Genomic DNA, 15,855 nt, shown 5'->3' on the forward strand with positions numbered 1-15,855 from the left:
ACTGCGAAGTTTGAGTTATTAAATATACAATCAATCACCAGAAGGCAAGGGGGAGGGTCACAATGGATTTTGAAATCAGGAGACTTGGTACGGAGACTAAGGATGATTTCCTGAAATTTTTCGACAAGGATGCGTTTACTGACAATCCTGAGTGGGACGGGTGCTACTGCCAGTTCTATTTGGATGAACGGGAAGGGCTGGAATGGAACGGGACAGCTGAGGGAAACCGGACAAATGCTGAGAGACGCATAATGGATGGCAGCATGAAAGGACTTCTCGCCTATCATGAGGGCAAGCCTGTGGGCTGGTGCCATGTGAACTTCAAGAAGGAAGTGGCTGCATATAAGAGCGAAGCAGGTGACAGGGATGCGATAATCCTGTGCTATGTCGTTGCGCCGGACATTAGGAGAAAGGGGCTTGCGACGCTTCTCCTTGATGAGGCAGTGAAGATGATGAAGGAATCTGGTGCGGCTACGATCGAAGCCTATCCGATGAAGAGCCCGAAGGTGATGGAGCACAATTACCATGGTTTCCTGGAGATGTACATTGCAAAGGGGTTCAGGATCGGCGGCGAGGATGATAATACGATAAAGGTTGTGCTTGAACTCTAAAAAGAGCCCTGGGAGCATATCAGTTTTTGCTTCCAGGGCTTTCTCTCTGCTATGCAGCATAATCACGGGCCAGAGTCGATGCGGCAAGCAGCGCTGCTATGACCAGGGCAACCAGGATATTTTCCATATGCATCATCTCCTTTATCCTGTTATACCTCGTATTAAGTTTCAAATCTCCGAAAATTCGGTGCAAACAGAGAAGAAAAAACCACCATAATATTGGCTGGAATTTATCAGACATATTGACATTTGTCTATATGTTGCCATAATTAAAGATAGATAAACGTCTATGTGTTCAGGCCGAAGGAGGTCTTTGATTTGGAATCGGAACTTGTAAGCCAGGCGGGTATGCTTAAGGCCCTTGGCGATGAGACAAGGCTCAGGATATTCCTGATGCTTTCCCAAGGTGAGCTTTGCGCCTGCAAGATACTGGAAGAATTCGACATTACTCAGCCTACACTCTCATACCATATGAGGATCCTGTGCTCTTCAGGGCTTGTAAGCTCCCGAAAATCGGGAATTTGGACAAGGTATACGATAAATCGTGATGCGGTGCTCAAGATAACCGGTCTCATGGAATCTGTGTCTGAAAGCCTGGTGACTTCAGATGACAGGTGCACTGAAGCGAGGTGTGTCTGATGGAGATCTTCTCATGGATGAACGACCAGCTTCTCAGGATGGAATGGCTTTCTGACCTTGTGAAGTTCATTGTCGAAGCTGCAGGATTGCCTGTTGACACGAGGATCGGTGCCAGCATCCACTTCTTCATATACGACGTAATCAAGATATTCATCCTTCTTTCAGTGCTCATATTCTGCATTTCCTACATACAGAGCTTCTTTCCTCCTGAAAGGACGAGAAGGATACTTGGAGGATACAGCGGGATCACGGCAAACATCCTAGGCGCCTTGCTTGGAACAGTCACGCCGTTCTGCTCATGCTCTTCGATACCTCTGTTCATAGGATTTACGAATGCAGGATTGCCTATAGGTGTCACATTCTCTTTCCTCATTTCGTCCCCGATGGTGGACCTGGCATCAGTAATACTACTTGCGAGCATTTTCAACTGGGGGATTGCCCTGGCATATGTAATAGTCGGGCTTATCATAGCGGTTGCAGGGGGTTCTCTCATTAGCGCACTTAAGCTCGAAGACCAGGTGGAGCCCTTCGTATTCAATTCAGCCATGACTGAAGCGGAGGAAGAGGTTCTGACAGTAAAGGAAAGGGTAGACTTCGGAAAAGACCAGGTCAAGGCAATAATAGCAAAGGTCTGGAAGTATGTGCTTATTGGTGTCGGAATAGGAGCTATGATACACAACTGGATACCCCAGGAAGCCATCGCAGTGGTGCTGGGTGCTGACAAATGGTATTCGGTGATAGTGGCTACATTTGTTGGTGTTCCGATATATGCTGACATATTCGGGACATTACCCATAGCTGAAGCTCTTCTTGCCAAGGGAGTAGGACTTGGAACCGTACTCGCATTCATGATGGGAGTTACAACCCTTTCACTGCCTTCGATAATAATGCTGAAGAACGTGATAAGGAAGAAGCTTCTCATAATATTCGTCGGCATAGTAACAATAGGGATAATAATAGTAGGCTACACATTCAACGCATTCGGCCATCTCTTCATATGATGGCGAAAAAACAGGAGGAAAAGGAATGGAAATCAAGATACTCGGGTCAGGCTGCAAGAACTGCGTAAACCTCGCTGCCAATGCAAAGGAAGCTCTGGATAATCTCGGAGTAAACGGAGAAATAATCAAGGTAACTGACTTCAAGGAAATCGCAAGCTATGGAGTCATGAGGACACCAGGACTTGTTGTGGATGGCAAGGTGGTTTCATCAGGGAAGGTCCTTACAGCAAAGGAAATCGCTGAGATAATAAAGAAATAGGGAATCAAAGAAGGCTGCCGCAAAGTTATGCGGCAGCCTTCATACTATATAAAATATGACCTGAATGAATCTATAAGGTACTTTTCAGCAGTTGAATAGCTGTTCTTTTTCCGGTAAATGAAAGAGACTTCCCATTTTACAGGAATCTCGAAGGGTACTGCCACTATACCTTTCATATCGAATATCCCATTTATGTCTTCAGGCATCAGGGTCATGTTCCTATCATTCCTGATTGTTGCGAAGAGATAATCCGATGAGTATGCGGTATAGACCGTATTCAGCCTGATGCAGTTATCTTTGATATATTTATGGAACAGGTGGTAGGTCGTATAAGACTCATCCACAATTCCGACGCTTGCTCCATTAAGGTCAGACCACCTAAGTGACTTCTTGCTGGCAAGTTGGTTGTTCACACCCATGTACATTGCAAATTGACCTATGTGTACCGGGAATGTGACAAATCTGGGGTCGTTGACCTTTTCAGTATCTACGAGGACTGAGAAGTCAAGCTTTTCATTACCCATCATTTCATCCAGGATGTGCCCACCATACTCCAGTACCTTGATCCTGACCCGGGGATTCTTTTCCATGACGAAATTAAGGAAATCCGCAAACAGTGCCGTTATCACAAGAGGTGGGATCCCGATTACAACTTCACCCTCCTCAACCTTTGATCGTTGTTCTATCAATCTCATCATATCGTCAAAATCCGTTATGATCTTCTTTGCATGTTCAAAAATCAGCTGACCGTCCGGGGTCAATCCAGAGAGCCTTCCCTTATGGCGTTCAAAAATCATAAGGTTCACGTCTTTCTCGATTTGTGTTATGCACTTGCTCAGTGCAGGCTGTGAAATGAAGAGCTCCTTTGATGCTTGTGTGATGTTGAAGTCATTCTCAACTACTGCGACTATATATTTAAGCTGAAGTATATTCATGTTTTCAAAGCACCTCACGTATTCCGTCAATTTGACACTATCCCCTTGATTATATAGTAAATAGAGACTTGTGTATAATCCAATTGCTGATCCTTCATGAAATGCGATTTCCAGGTAAGCCTGGTTAGTCTGCAGGTCTTGAGTCATGGGACAAATCAAAGGGTCTGATTTTTTCAATTGACTTTGTTCTTATTTTATCAGAATATGTCTTGATAGTTAAAGAATTACCATGAAATAGGAAATGGTAATTCATGTTGCGTATGTATGAATGCGACACATGATGATATGTTTAACCGCGGGAATTGGCTTCTGGTAATGGTTTAAAGATAGTTATGATTTTTTTTGGAACCATAACCTCAGGATATCCCATAACCTTAGGTTATGGTTTTATGAATTATGGGAAGTAGACTATAAGAATAGAAAATGTTTACATGTACTTGTAAGCGTTTTCCGGATTTTTGTTATTTTGATACATGTATAACAATCAAGGAGGAATTGATTTGAACAAAGTTGTTAGTGTTGATGAGGCTATTGAAAAGATCCAAGATGGAGCTACGATCATGATTGGCGGATTTGGAGGTAATGGCGCACCTCATACCGTTATAGACGCTCTGGTCAGGAAAAATGTCAGAGACCTTACCCTGATCTGCAATGATTCAGGAACAAAGGACTTTGGAGCAGGCAGACTGTTTACAAATAAGCAGGTCAAAAAGGTCATCTGCTCAATAATCGGGCCTAATCCTGAATCTGTCAAGCAGCATGCTGAAGGAACCCTGGAAGTTGAACTGTACCCTCAGGGAAGCCTTGCAGAGATGATAAGGGCAGGAGGATACGGGCTTGGAGGAGTGATCACCAAGGCTGGTCTCGGTACATTGGTAGAAGCGGGGAAGCAGAAGGTCACGATAAAGGGTGAGGAGTATCTCGTCGAAGAACCACTTAAAGCTGAATTTGCCCTGATATACGCTTCCGTTGGTGACTCCGCAGGCAATTGCAGATATTTCGGCTCTGCACATGCCCATTCACCAAGTATGGCAGCAGCAGCAGAACATACGATACTGGAAGTCGGACAGCTTGTTGAACTGGGTGAATTGGATCCCCAGGATATTGATACACAGCAGGTATTGATTGACACGGTTGTTGTGAAAGGAGGCAAATGATGGATAAGGATAAGGCTGCAAGATTTATAGCAAAAAGGATATCAGGTGATTTGAAGCCAGGATCCCTTGTGAACCTGGGGGTCGGACTGCCGACTATGGTAGCAGATTTTGTCACCGAAGAAATGGATGTTTTGATGCATGGGGAGAACGGAGTCATAGGACTTGGATCCACTGCTTTTGATGTGATAAAGAAGACAGAGGGAAAGGACAAGAAGCTGACTGAGCAGGAAGACCTCGTTATCAACGCTGGAGCGGCGAAGACAGGTATCTCTAGAGGAGCATCCTTCTTTGACAGCACAACTTCATTTGGAATCATAAGAGGCGGACATGTTGATGCTACAGTGCTTGGAACAATGGAAGTGGATGAGAAGGGCAACATTGCCAACTACATGATTCCAGGAAAGAAGGTTGCCGGAATGGGAGGAGCCATGGACCTGTGCGTAGGTGCAAGGAAAGTGCTCGTTGCAACATACCACACAGCTGGAAACGCACCGAAGATCCTTAAGAAATGTACCCTTCCACTGACAGCAAAGAATGTTGTAACTTCGATATACACTGAGATGGGGGTATTCGATGTAATTCCTGAAGGGATAAAGATCAGGGAGTACAATCCTGAATATACAATTGAGGAAATCCAGGCAGCAACAGAAGCCAGCTTGATTGTTGGAGATGATACAAAGCCAGTTCCCGCACATTATTTCGATAACCTATAAGAAAAAAAGGAAAGAGGAGATAACTTTGAAAAAGAGATTGGCAGACCCGGTAGTAATAGTTGGAGCAGCAAGAACACCTGTCGGCGCATACCTTGGAGACCTGAAGACCGTTCCGACTGAGGAGCTTGGTGCCATAGCCCTGAAGGAAGCCTGCAGAAGGGCAAAGGTAGACATAACAGATATAGACGAGGTTGTAACAGGTCACGTAAATGGTACACAGGTACACAACAACCTGTCAAGGGTCATATCCCTGCTGGCAGGCTGCAAGATCGAATCAACAGCTATGACTGTAAACAGGATCTGTGGTTCAGGATTCCAGTCAGCGATAAGCGCATATCAGGACCTGGTGCTTTCAGATGCAAAATTTGTAGCAGCGGGAGGAGCTGAGAGCCTATCGCGCGCTGAATATTTCCTTCCTCTTGAAGCTCGTTGGAAGGGGTTCACATCAGGTGATTTCAAGGTGCTTGATGCGAACCTTGAGGGTCATCGCTGTGCACAGCCAAGAAGCCTGTATCCGCTGATCAATCATATGGGAGATACTGCTGAAATACTTGTTGAGAAGTACGCTATACCTAGAGAAGACCAGGACAAGTTCGCGTATGACAGCCAGATGAAGGCTAAGGCAGCAATGGAAAACGGAAGATTCGCACAGGAGATTATCCCTGTTGAGATAAAGGATAAGAAGGGAAATGTCACTGTAGTGGACAAGGATGGGCATCCTAAGCCAAATACCAACCTCGAGGCTCTCGCAAAGCTTAAGCCAGCCTTTAGAAGAGATGGAAAGGGAACTGTCACAGCTGGAAACGCATCCGGACTCAATGACGGTGCAGCATACGAAATATTTACTCTGGAATCAGTTGCCAGGGAAAAGGGACTAGATGTCCTTGCGATAATGGCTGATTATGCGGTCGTAGGAGTTGAACCGAGCGAGATGGGAATAGGACCTGTTCCTGCAATCCGAAAGGTGCTTGAAAACAACAACCTTACACTTGAGGACATCGATATCCTTGAGATCAATGAAGCATTTGCCGGACAGACACTGGCTTGCCTGAAGGAGCTTGGGAACTATATAGGAACTCCTCTTTATGAAAGGTTCAATGTCCATGGAGGAGCTGTGGCACTGGGACATCCTCTGGGAATGTCGGGAGCGAGGATACTCACAAGCTTGTGCTATGAGTTCCTGAACAATCCTGACAAGAAGTACGCAATAGGATCTGCATGCATAGGCGGCGGACAGGGCATTGCAGTACTGTTGGAGAACCCAAGGGCGAAATAGAGTCAAAGGTGCTATGTGTAGCTGCATTAGGCTGTGCAGCTTCACAGGGTACTGATAAATGAAACTGTAATAGAATTAAATCATAGCTGTACTCAATGAAAGAAACTCAAGGGGGAAATTGAAGAATGGACAAGAACCTGATCGCACTAATCATCGTAGTCACGTATTTCATCGGACTGTTCGTCATAGCAGCTATCGCAAACAAGATCCAGGCAGCAAGGGCTAAGAAACTCAATAAGGAAGGGGCAGAAGGATTCCTGATGGCCAGCCGTTCGATGGGGCTTCCTCTGGTAATGACAACGATAATGGGTGTTGCCATCGGAGCGAATGCTACAACAGGAGCAGCACAGGGCGGATATCTCTACGGATTCGCAGCTGGAACCCATCCGCTCTGGCTTGGATTGTCAGTCACTCTAGTTGGTCTTCTTCTGGCATCGAAATACAGAAGAATGAGAATGCTTACTGTGTCACAGCTGTATGGAGACGCATACGGCGAGACTACCAGAATGGTTGCAACAGTTGGACAGATATTCATGAACTTCGTCATAATGGTATCGCAGTTCATAGCTGGAGGTACGATTCTTGCAACGCTTCTGCCACAGTATTTCACAGTGCAGTCGGGAATGATACTTTCAGCGATAATATTCCTGCTTATCGCCGTATTCGGAGGCTGGATGTCCTGCGGAGCCACCAACATACTAAACATGGTCATGTGCTATCTGGCGGTAGGGCTGGGCATATATACAGTTTTTTCAAACCCTGATATAGGTGGATGGACAGGTATAGTCAACAACCTTCCTGACAGAGCCAAGTATCTCAGCCCAGTTTCAGGAATTGGATGGTCCATCTGGCTTGTCTACCCGGTGCTTATGTTCTTCAACGTAGCAGGACATCAGTCACAGGTACAGTGTATAACAACTGCAAAGGATGAGAAGACAGCAAAGTATGGATTCATCATAGGTGGTCTGCTTGTGGCTCCTATAGGTTACCTTTGTGCCATAATTGGAATGGGAGCACTCAAGCTTTATCCTAACCTTCCAAACAGTGCAATGGCGATGCCTATGTTCATAGTAAGTATGCCTGGCGTCCTTGCAGGACTTTCGCTGGCTGGTCTTTGGGCAGCAAGCGTATCAACTGCAACCAACCTCTCGATTTCAGCTTCGACAATGTTCGTAAATGACATACTGAAGCCGGCGGCTGCGAGGAGAGGAAAGAAGCTCAGCGCACAGGCGGAGCTTAGAGCGGGTATTACAGGTATAGTGGTATTTACTGCGGTCAGCTGCTTTGCGGCATTCTTCGTTAAGGTTCTCTTGAGTTTCGTTGGTGCAGGGCTTGCTCTTAGTGTTCCATTCGGGATAATAATACTGACAACCATATACCTGCCCAAATTAGCAAAATCAAAGACTGCTATGGTTTTGATGATAACATCATATGTAGCTATGGTTGTCTGGGTACTGAACTCAAAGGTTCTGGCAAAGACATTCCTCCATCCTGTATGGTTTATGCTTATCGTTACAATAATCGCATTGGTTGCAGTTACGCTGATTGATAAGAACCCGGCTTACTTCAGGACACAGGCATACAGGGACAAATATGGTTCCATGTATGACGAAGGAACCAAAGAATATATCGCGGAAATGGAGGAAGTCGCAAGGGTTGCATCCTTAGCGAAAGAGTCAATCTGATGCTAATCGGATTACACCCGGCTGCAAATTAAGAAAAGAAGGTTTAACATGAAAAAAGTAATAATAACTGTTGCCCAGACCGGAGCATTTCACGGTAAGGAGCTGAATCCGAACATTCCTACACAACCTGATGAAATTGCAGCTTCAGCCTACGATTGCTACAATGCAGGTGCATCGATAGTACATATACATACAAGGGATAAGGATGACCGCTCAAGCTGCGACACAAATACATTCGCTGAGATAAACAGCAAGATCAGGTCAAAATGCAACATAATACTCCAGAACTCAACTGCTCCCCCTACTAAGCCTGGTTCAGTGGCAGACGAAGGCCTTGCTGCATTAAATCTGAGTCCTGATGTACGTCCTGAAATGTGCTCCCTTGATTGTTCACTGATAACAACATCGTGGGGTGACCTGACCTGGATATACATGTGGACCAGAGACTGGATAATGAAGACTGCAAAGAGAATGCGGGAGCTGAATATCAAACCTGAGCTTGAGATATTCAATATAGAGACTCTTGAGGACGTATTCGACATATACCAGCCGGCTGGTATACTTGATGACCCGATTTCCCTCTCTTTCGTGATGGGAATGAACAAAATAAGTCAGGGTGCAATATCATATTCTGAACAGAACCTAGACTTCATGATTTCAAAGCTCCCGAAGTACCAGAATGTAAACTTCAGCACTATATCAATTGGTGCAAAGACACACTTGACCGGAGCTGTCCAGACACTGCTGAAAGGTGGAAACGTCCGAGTGGGCTTTGAAGACAATGTTTATTACAACAGGGGCGAACTTGCAAAAAGCAACGCCCAGATGGTTGAAAGGATCGTAAGGATAATCCGTGAGCTTGGAATGGAAGTGGCAACGCCGGATGAGGCAAGACAGATCTTAAAGCTTAAGAAGATGTAAATGAAAAATCAGGATCAAGGCATTATGCTTTGAACCCGATTTTTGCAAATGTAAATTTGCGTCTAAATCAGTTAGGTTATGCAAAGGCATGAGAGTGGCTTTGGAAATGCAGGTACTTCTCATTTAATATCAAAATGAAATCAGCTGAGACTCATAAAGGCCAGAACAGTGGGATGAATACCATGCAGCATACCAGGATAATAGCTGAAATACCCAGACCTGGCCTGAAGAAATCCATGAATTTAAGGTTTCCTGGCTTAACAACAAGGGTGTTGGTCCCTGATCCTACCGGTGTAAGGAAGGGGCTTGATGCAGCTACGCAGATTCCCACTCCTACAGCAACGGGATTGATTTGAAGTCCTGTGGCAAGTGGTATGAACAAAGGCGTTAGCAGGATAGCTGCAGTGGTATTCATCATGAAATTGGTGAGAAACATGGTGAAAATGATTATGACAAAGAGGACAAGAAGCTTGCTTGAATCAGTCCCGATAAGGTTTGCGACTGAAGTACTGAGAAGCTTTGCTGCACCACTGGAATCCATGGCTTTGGAAACTGCGCTCATCCCTGCGACAATGAATATTGTAGACCAATCAACTGCCTTATAGGCATCATTTTCCTTTATGCAGCCCGTCAATACCATGACCATTGCTCCAAGTGCTGCTACAAGGTGCATCGGAAACGCATCATTATCCAAAGCCATTGCTGCAAGAACAGCGCCGAGGATCACAAGGTTGAGGACTCCCTTCAGGCTGCCTGCTTCGTCCTGGTTGATGGCCTTTCCCATGAATAAATCCAGATAATCCTTATCGGATGAATCTCCCGGAGTCAGGAATGCCTTTCCTGCAATGATGAAATAAAGGATGCCAAGTATAGTTATCGGAAGGCCAACCTTTCCGAGCTCAAGGAATGACAGGGGCCGAACCCCAAGAATCTTCATCTGTCCGGATACTATCACATTGCTTGCAGCACCAACCAGAGTAAGATTGCCGGCAAAACTGGCTGCGAAGCAAAGCGGGATCAGCTGCCTTGAGACTGAAACCCTGGCTTTTGTACTTATGCCTATGACAATGGGAAGCATCATGGCAACTACAGCTACGCCGCTGCATATTGATGACAATACAGCAGTCGATACAAGGGTACCTATCATGATCCCTTTTTCTGAAGTTCCAGTGAGCTGAATAATTCTATCGCTCATCTTTCCGGCAATACCTGTATGGAACAGAGATGCCCCGATTATCATCATCGATACAAGCAGTACGACTGTTGAACCTGAAAATGCTGAAAACATTGTGGGTACTTCTATTACGCCCGCCAGGACAAGAACTGCTGCTCCTGACATTGATGTAAGTGCAAGGGGAAACTTTTCAGTGATGAACAGGAAAGCCATTATCAATAGTACGGTTAAGGTTATTGTCGATTGCTGCATATATATTGTCCCTTCTGTTGGATTGGCCAAATGCTGGTTTTAATCGATTTCTACTGACTTATCATACAATAGTATGGCAGGATTTGCCACACTGTGATTGGAAGTTACTCGGCGAATCTTCTCTGACTGCAGTTGTGATATGAAAAAAGCCATCCGTGGAAATTCGGATGGCGAAAACAAATATTAATGAAATTTAAGTGTCCTTTCTAATCGACATCCGCAGATTCGTATGATTTGTCATCAGCCTCAACTTTAAGGTCGCTGTTCATCTTTCGCTTTACCCTGCTCATGATGACTGGAACAAAGAGGGAACCAAGTATCAGGAAAAGGATAACAAGGGCAATCGGGCGGTTTAAGAAGTAATTGAACATGCTGCCCTTTGAAAGGACGAGTGCCCTTCTCCAGTTGGCTTCCAGCATTGCTCCAAGGATTACTCCAAGTATTGTCGGCGCAGTACCGAATCCTGATTTTCTCATGAAGTAGGCAATGAGTCCGAATGCACCCATGATATATACGTCAAACATGCTGTTGGCGATTGCGAATGAGCCTACAACTGACAACGCAACTATGATCGGTGCGAGAACAGACATCGGTACCCTTGAGAGCTTCACAGCCTGCTTAGCTATGACATAACCAACGAATCCCATCATGAGGTTAGCTATGAGGAACCCAAACATAACGGAATAAGTGATCTCTGCATATACATCGAACAGCTCATGACCTGGAACAAGCCCCTGGATCATAAGACCGCCAAGCAGTATGGCTGCAACAGAGCTTCCTGGGATGCCAAGTGTGAGCAGCGGTATGAGAGCTCCACCGGTTACAGCGTTGTTTGCGGACTCTGAAGCTGCGATTCCGAGTAGTTCTCCCTTTCCGAATCTATCGGGATGCTTTGAGGACCTTTTTGCTTCATTGTATGCGACCCAGGAGCCGATATCAGCACCTGCCCCAGGTAATATACCGATGAATACACCAATAATTGATGACTTGAGTACTGTGGGGACTAAAGCCTTGAATTCTTTCCATGTTGGGAGGAATCTTCCGGTAAGAAGGTTTTCCGATCCTTCTGTAAGGTTAGATTTTCCTTTTATGATATCTTCAGTCATGATCATGACCTGTGATATCGAGAACATTCCTATCATAGCGGGAACCATCGAGATACCGCTTTCGAGTGGAAGAAGTCCGAAGGTGAACCTTGGGACACCATTCATCATATCAAGTCCAACTATTCCGATGAAAAGTCCTATAAGTCCGCTTATCATTCCTTTAGCCATTGAGTCGCCAGCAAGACTTCCGATTATAGTTAATCCAAATACTGCCAGAAGAAAGTACTCAAGAGGTCCGAACTTCAGTGAAATAAGTGCCAGTGGGGGACTTAGGAACATTAAAGCCATTGCTGAGATAACGCCACCGATGACAGAAGATATTGTAGCTACACCTATTGCCTTGAAGCCCTGCCCTTTTTTTGCCAGTTCGTAGCCATCGATCGCAGTAGCGGCTGAGGCTGGTGTTCCGGGTGTGTGCAGAAGTATGGCAGTGATTGAACCGCCATAGACAGCGGCAGTATATACGCCTGTAAGCATTACAAGTCCTGCGATCGGATTCATTCCGAAGGTGACAGGTATGAGAAGAGCAACTGCCATGCTTGCACTAAGCCCAGGAAGGGCTCCCATGATGATGGCAACTGTTGTTCCAAGGAACAGTGCTCCCATGACTTCAAAGGTGAAGATATTGCTGAGTATAGAACCAAAATCCATTTAAATCTCCTTTCATCATGCTAAATCAACGGGACATTCAGGAATCTGACAAAACCGACATATATTACGATATCAAATACGACAGTAGTCAGGAGAATGACCTTCCATGATGTGACCTTGTAGAATTTCATCAGTGTTATGAGGAAAATGGTTGAAGAAACAAAGAAATTTGTAAATCGGAAAAGAACGATATAAACAACGGTCATTAGAAAAATCAGCAGTGGGATCTTTATTGACTCCCAGTTTATCGGATTTGTGACATTTGATTCTGAAGACCTCATCGCCTTGGTTTTGCTTATAGCCTTCACCATTACGAACATATTCAGTATTCCGATTCCTCCGATAAGCATGTAAGGGAAGATCGAGGATGATTCCGGAAGCTTAAGTGTTATTGTAAAAAGAAGCGCCAGAATCATGAAAAGCGCCGCACTTATATAGACATCCTGGTGTATCGATTTTGAATTCAATTGGCTTATCCTCCTTGTAAATGGATAGGGGAGTACGTCATGCGTACTCCCTGAATTCCATATGACTTACTTTATTCCGTATATTCCCTTTGAGAGATTCACATTGTTCTTAAGGAAGTCGTAATACTCCTGGCCCTTCATGAAGTCAGTCTGGGCGCCCATTTCATTCAGCTTGTTCACAACCTCAGGATCATTTATCGCACTTTCAAGTGCTGTCATGATCTTTTCCTTGATTGCAGGATCGACGCCCTTTGGAAGAGCATATCCTCTTGCAGAGAACATATATGCATCACCAAAACCCAGTTCCTTGACTGTAGGGACATCTGGCAAAAGCTTTGACCTTTCAGGGGAGAATATTGCAATTACCTTGTAGCTTCCATTCTTTGTCGCGGAAAGTACATCAGCAATGTTTGCTACGAGTACATCGCTGTTTCCAGAAATGAACATTGTCTCATTATCCTTGGCTCCGGCAGTCTGGATTATTTCGAAGTCAGTTTTGTAGTTCATGTTGAAGTACTCCACGACTGTGGCATCGTCAGAGATGATTCCGGTTGCTGAGCTTGCTGAAAGCACTGTATTCGTCTTTGCATATTCAACAAGGGAAGCAAGGTCGGTGTATCTCTTCTCATCATTCCTGATCGCTATGACATTGAAGTCTGTGACCTGGTTTGCGAGCAGGTCAACATCATCGATTGTGTAAGCCCTGGGATTCACAGTGTCGAATGCACCGAGTGTGATGTTAGGGGTGTTGATAAGTGAAATGGTGTATCCGTCAGGGGTTGTGCTCTTAATCAGCTCTTCCCAGGCTACCCATCCGCCTGCTCCTGTCTTGTTGACAACAACGATTGGCTGTCCGATGTACTTTTCAAGCTTGTTTGCAAGTATTCTCACCATTACATCTGAGGATCCGCCTGCAGAATAGCCGACCATTATTGTAATTGGTTTGGTCGGGTACTTCGTTTCTGCAGAAGGAGCCGATGTGCCGGTTGTGGCTGCAGGTGTTTCTGATTTTGATGCACATCCGCTGACAATCATGAGTACCATTGATACGGCAAGAAGTAGGACACTTAGTCTTTTTTTCATTCTAATCACTCCCGTTTTATTATTTTTGAGCCCCTTGTAACGTTTGGATAAAAGCTATTTCGTGAATCCTATCGGTAATCATTTGTTTCCCGGTATTTGTTTTGTATTTGATATGAAACCCTTCTACCTTGGCAGATAGTCGCAGCCTATCTCTGCAAGCTTTTCATTTACCCAGGGTCTTATATAGGTCCCTTCATTCAGTATCTTGTCCATGATGTCCATTTCCTTGGCTGATACTGCTTTTACCTTTTCAGCCAGCTCCTTGGCTTCCTCAGGTTTTACCACAACGACACCATCCTCATCACCGATGATCAGGTCTCCAGGTCTTACAACCTGCCCGCCGAAGGATATGACCGTGTTTATTTCTCCGGGTCCGTTCTTATAAGGTCCGTTAGGTGTTATTCCGCGAGCATACACTGGGATATCCATCTTTGAAATGGTATCCTTATCGCGTATGCTTCCGTCAACAATCACTCCTGCAATTCCACGGCTTTTGCAGTATGTCAGCATCAGCTCGCCGAATATTGCTCTGCTCGTCATTCCGCCTGCATCTATTACAATGACATCGCCTTCCTTTGCCATGTCCATAGCCTTATGGAACATCAGGTTGTCGCCTTCAGGTACCTTTACTGTAAAGGCCGGGCCGAGCAGCTTTGCGCTGTTCATCGGCCTGATATCCTGATGTATGGCAGCTGTCCTGTTCATGCAGTCATCGATGTTTGCCACCGGAAACTCCCTGAAGAGTTCCACGATCTCTTTGGCTGGTCTTTCAAAATCCTCTACTATTCGACATCCGATATTCATTTGTCTCCTCCGTCCTCAAACTACTTCTAGATTCTCAATTTTGCTTGTAACGCCACTATTGGCTATGTACTTATCTACAACCATCTTGTGGTTCAATACAGAGTCCACAAGTTCAAGTGCCAGGGTCAGCTGGTTATTCTGGGCATTGTCGCCATAGAACGCACTATGGCAGGTGAGGACTGTCTGGTCATTCCCAACGAGGGGGCTTTCTACCGGAAGTGGCTCCTTCTCGAATACATCAAGGCCTGCGAACTGGATTTCACCTTCTTCCAGTGCTTCCACCAGAGCGTTCTGGTCAATAAGCTCTCCTCTTGAGATGTTTATGATCATGCTGCTCTTTTTCATCTTCTTAAATGCTTCCTTATTGAAGATGTATCTGGTTTCCGGCGTAAGCGGTGCATGGATTGATATGATGTCTGATTTCTCAAGCAGTTCGTCAAATGAAACGAAATCCACATCATAGTCCGGGAACAGTTCTTTTTTGACATAAGGATCGGCTGCAATCACTTTGGTTCCGAAACCCTGCCTGAATATGTTATAGAGAGGCTTAGCTGAACCGCCGAATCCGTAAAGTCCAAGAGTCAGGTCCTTCGGATTTCTCGGAACTACACCCTGAGCCTTCCTCCATTCACCCTGCCTTATTCCTCTGTCATAGTAGGAGACATTTCTCAAGAGATTCAATATGAGCGCTGAAGCATGTATGGCCAGCTCATCTACGCAGAACCCAGGCATATACAGTGCAAGAACCCCGGTCTCTTTGGCTGCTTCAAGGTCAATGGAGTTCACTCCTATCCCGAATCTCTGGATGACCTTGAGCTTCGGCAGGCTTTCCAAAACCTTTCTTCTTATTGGCGGATTTCCTGTCCCTAGTATCGCATCAGCATCCTGGCAGCCTGCGATTATCTCCTCAGGCGTATTGAAATGCTCGATCCTTAACGAGATATTCCTTTTCTCATATTCTGCCTTCAGATAATTTTGCTTCTCTTTGCTTACGCTTCCGTAGTCACTATCGACTATAACGGCATTCCACATCATATGCACCTCCATGAATATTGATTAGCAATACTTCATCATAGAGCTTGTTAAATTGCTAACTATCTTGAAATTCTCTTGCTAATTTG

Annotated in this window: 17 protein-coding genes; 9 read left to right on the forward strand and 8 right to left on the reverse strand. The window is 45.2% G+C overall.

Translation table 11 applies throughout. From position 1 onward, the window contains the following. Positions 1-62: 62 nt before the first annotated feature. Positions 63-611: a GNAT family N-acetyltransferase gene (locus tag T472_RS00360; protein ID WP_023387916.1), complete on the forward strand. Its 549-nt coding sequence runs from the start codon at positions 63-65 to the stop codon at positions 609-611. A gap of 49 nt (positions 612-660) precedes the next feature. Here the strand turns inward: T472_RS00360 and T472_RS20460 are convergent, their stop codons facing one another. Next, a complete protein-coding gene (locus tag T472_RS20460; RefSeq protein ID WP_023387917.1) occupies positions 661-783 on the reverse strand; it encodes a hypothetical protein in 123 nt (40 codons plus the stop codon). Between the two features lie 146 nt (positions 784-929). Between T472_RS20460 and T472_RS00365 the strand changes: the two genes are divergently transcribed. The 3 genes from T472_RS00365 to T472_RS00375 are packed head-to-tail and all read left to right on the forward strand — an operon-like array spanning position 930 to position 2,510. Then, the gene (locus T472_RS00365; protein WP_023387918.1) at positions 930-1,250 is read left to right on the forward strand and encodes an ArsR/SmtB family transcription factor; all 321 of its coding nucleotides are present in this window, start codon (positions 930-932) and stop codon (positions 1,248-1,250) included. Then, positions 1,250-2,251, forward strand: coding sequence for a permease (locus T472_RS00370; protein ID WP_023387919.1), 1,002 nt, complete (start codon positions 1,250-1,252; stop codon positions 2,249-2,251). Before T472_RS00365 ends, T472_RS00370 begins: the two co-directional genes overlap by 1 nt. 25 nt (positions 2,252-2,276) lie before the next feature. Then, the gene (locus T472_RS00375) at positions 2,277-2,510 is read left to right on the forward strand and encodes a thioredoxin family protein (protein WP_023387920.1); all 234 of its coding nucleotides are present in this window, start codon (positions 2,277-2,279) and stop codon (positions 2,508-2,510) included. A 44-nt stretch (positions 2,511-2,554) separates the two neighbouring features. Here the strand turns inward: T472_RS00375 and T472_RS00380 are convergent, their stop codons facing one another. Next, positions 2,555-3,445 (reverse strand): LysR family transcriptional regulator, encoded by an 891-nt coding sequence (locus tag T472_RS00380; protein ID WP_160319105.1) that lies wholly within the window; start codon positions 3,443-3,445, stop codon positions 2,555-2,557. A 500-nt stretch (positions 3,446-3,945) separates the two neighbouring features. On the opposite strand from T472_RS00380, the gene T472_RS00385 reads away from it, so the two are divergent. From T472_RS00385 to T472_RS00405, 5 genes are all read left to right on the forward strand, one after another. After that, positions 3,946-4,602, forward strand: coding sequence for a CoA transferase subunit A (locus T472_RS00385; protein WP_023387922.1), 657 nt, complete (start codon positions 3,946-3,948; stop codon positions 4,600-4,602). Beyond that, complete coding sequence (locus tag T472_RS00390) at positions 4,602-5,315, forward strand: 3-oxoacid CoA-transferase subunit B (RefSeq protein ID WP_023387923.1); 714 nt, start codon at positions 4,602-4,604, stop codon at positions 5,313-5,315. The genes T472_RS00385 and T472_RS00390 overlap by 1 nt, the downstream gene beginning before the upstream one ends. A gap of 25 nt (positions 5,316-5,340) precedes the next feature. Beyond that, the gene (locus tag T472_RS00395; RefSeq protein WP_023387924.1) at positions 5,341-6,591 is read left to right on the forward strand and encodes a thiolase family protein; all 1,251 of its coding nucleotides are present in this window, start codon (positions 5,341-5,343) and stop codon (positions 6,589-6,591) included. 125 nt (positions 6,592-6,716) lie between these two features. Continuing rightward, positions 6,717-8,276, forward strand: a complete 1,560-nt coding sequence (locus tag T472_RS00400; protein ID WP_023387925.1) for a sodium:solute symporter family protein — start codon at positions 6,717-6,719, stop codon at positions 8,274-8,276. A 48-nt stretch (positions 8,277-8,324) separates the two neighbouring features. Then, a complete protein-coding gene (locus tag T472_RS00405; protein ID WP_023387926.1) occupies positions 8,325-9,197 on the forward strand; it encodes a beta-keto acid cleavage family enzyme in 873 nt (290 codons plus the stop codon). 151 nt (positions 9,198-9,348) lie between these two features. On the opposite strand, the gene T472_RS00410 is transcribed toward T472_RS00405, so the two are convergent. The 6 genes from T472_RS00410 to T472_RS00435 form a co-directional block, all read right to left on the reverse strand. Beyond that, on the reverse strand, positions 9,349-10,623 hold the full coding sequence (locus tag T472_RS00410) for an SLC13 family permease (protein ID WP_023387927.1): 1,275 nt from the start codon (positions 10,621-10,623) through the stop codon (positions 9,349-9,351). A 206-nt stretch (positions 10,624-10,829) separates the two neighbouring features. Beyond that, entirely contained in the window at positions 10,830-12,380 is a 1,551-nt protein-coding gene (locus T472_RS00415) for a tripartite tricarboxylate transporter permease (protein WP_023387928.1), read from the reverse strand. Between the two features lie 20 nt (positions 12,381-12,400). After that, positions 12,401-12,847, reverse strand: coding sequence for a tripartite tricarboxylate transporter TctB family protein (locus T472_RS00420; RefSeq protein ID WP_023387929.1), 447 nt, complete (start codon positions 12,845-12,847; stop codon positions 12,401-12,403). Between the two features lie 66 nt (positions 12,848-12,913). After that, positions 12,914-13,930: a tripartite tricarboxylate transporter substrate binding protein gene (locus tag T472_RS00425; protein WP_023387930.1), complete on the reverse strand. Its 1,017-nt coding sequence runs from the start codon at positions 13,928-13,930 to the stop codon at positions 12,914-12,916. Positions 13,931-14,053: 123 nt separating this feature from the next. Further along, positions 14,054-14,734, reverse strand: coding sequence for an RraA family protein (locus T472_RS00430; protein WP_023387931.1), 681 nt, complete (start codon positions 14,732-14,734; stop codon positions 14,054-14,056). Positions 14,735-14,749: 15 nt separating this feature from the next. Continuing rightward, entirely contained in the window at positions 14,750-15,766 is a 1,017-nt protein-coding gene (locus T472_RS00435) for a C-terminal binding protein (protein WP_023387932.1), read from the reverse strand. Positions 15,767-15,855: the final 89 nt, after the last annotated feature.

The sequence above is a fragment of the Youngiibacter fragilis 232.1 genome (assembly GCF_000495435.3).
In the GTDB taxonomy this organism is placed as follows: Bacteria; Bacillota; Clostridia; order Clostridiales; family Clostridiaceae; genus Youngiibacter; species Youngiibacter fragilis.

Coding starts and splice junctions, on each gene's coding strand:
- T472_RS00360 (WP_023387916.1), top strand. CDS start 63: ATGGATTTTGAAATCAGGAGACTTGGTACGGAGACTAAGGATGATTTC.
- T472_RS00370 (WP_023387919.1), top strand. CDS start 1,250: ATGGAGATCTTCTCATGGATGAACGACCAGCTTCTCAGGATGGAATGG.
- T472_RS00375 (WP_023387920.1), top strand. CDS start 2,277: ATGGAAATCAAGATACTCGGGTCAGGCTGCAAGAACTGCGTAAACCTC.
- T472_RS00380 (WP_160319105.1), bottom strand. CDS start 3,445: ATGAATATACTTCAGCTTAAATATATAGTCGCAGTAGTTGAGAATGAC.
- T472_RS00390 (WP_023387923.1), top strand. CDS start 4,602: ATGGATAAGGATAAGGCTGCAAGATTTATAGCAAAAAGGATATCAGGT.
- T472_RS00400 (WP_023387925.1), top strand. CDS start 6,717: ATGGACAAGAACCTGATCGCACTAATCATCGTAGTCACGTATTTCATC.
- T472_RS00405 (WP_023387926.1), top strand. CDS start 8,325: ATGAAAAAAGTAATAATAACTGTTGCCCAGACCGGAGCATTTCACGGT.
- T472_RS00410 (WP_023387927.1), bottom strand. CDS start 10,623: ATGCAGCAATCGACAATAACCTTAACCGTACTATTGATAATGGCTTTC.
- T472_RS00415 (WP_023387928.1), bottom strand. CDS start 12,380: ATGGATTTTGGTTCTATACTCAGCAATATCTTCACCTTTGAAGTCATG.
- T472_RS00425 (WP_023387930.1), bottom strand. CDS start 13,930: ATGAAAAAAAGACTAAGTGTCCTACTTCTTGCCGTATCAATGGTACTC.
- T472_RS00430 (WP_023387931.1), bottom strand. CDS start 14,734: ATGAATATCGGATGTCGAATAGTAGAGGATTTTGAAAGACCAGCCAAA.
- T472_RS00435 (WP_023387932.1), bottom strand. CDS start 15,766: ATGTGGAATGCCGTTATAGTCGATAGTGACTACGGAAGCGTAAGCAAA.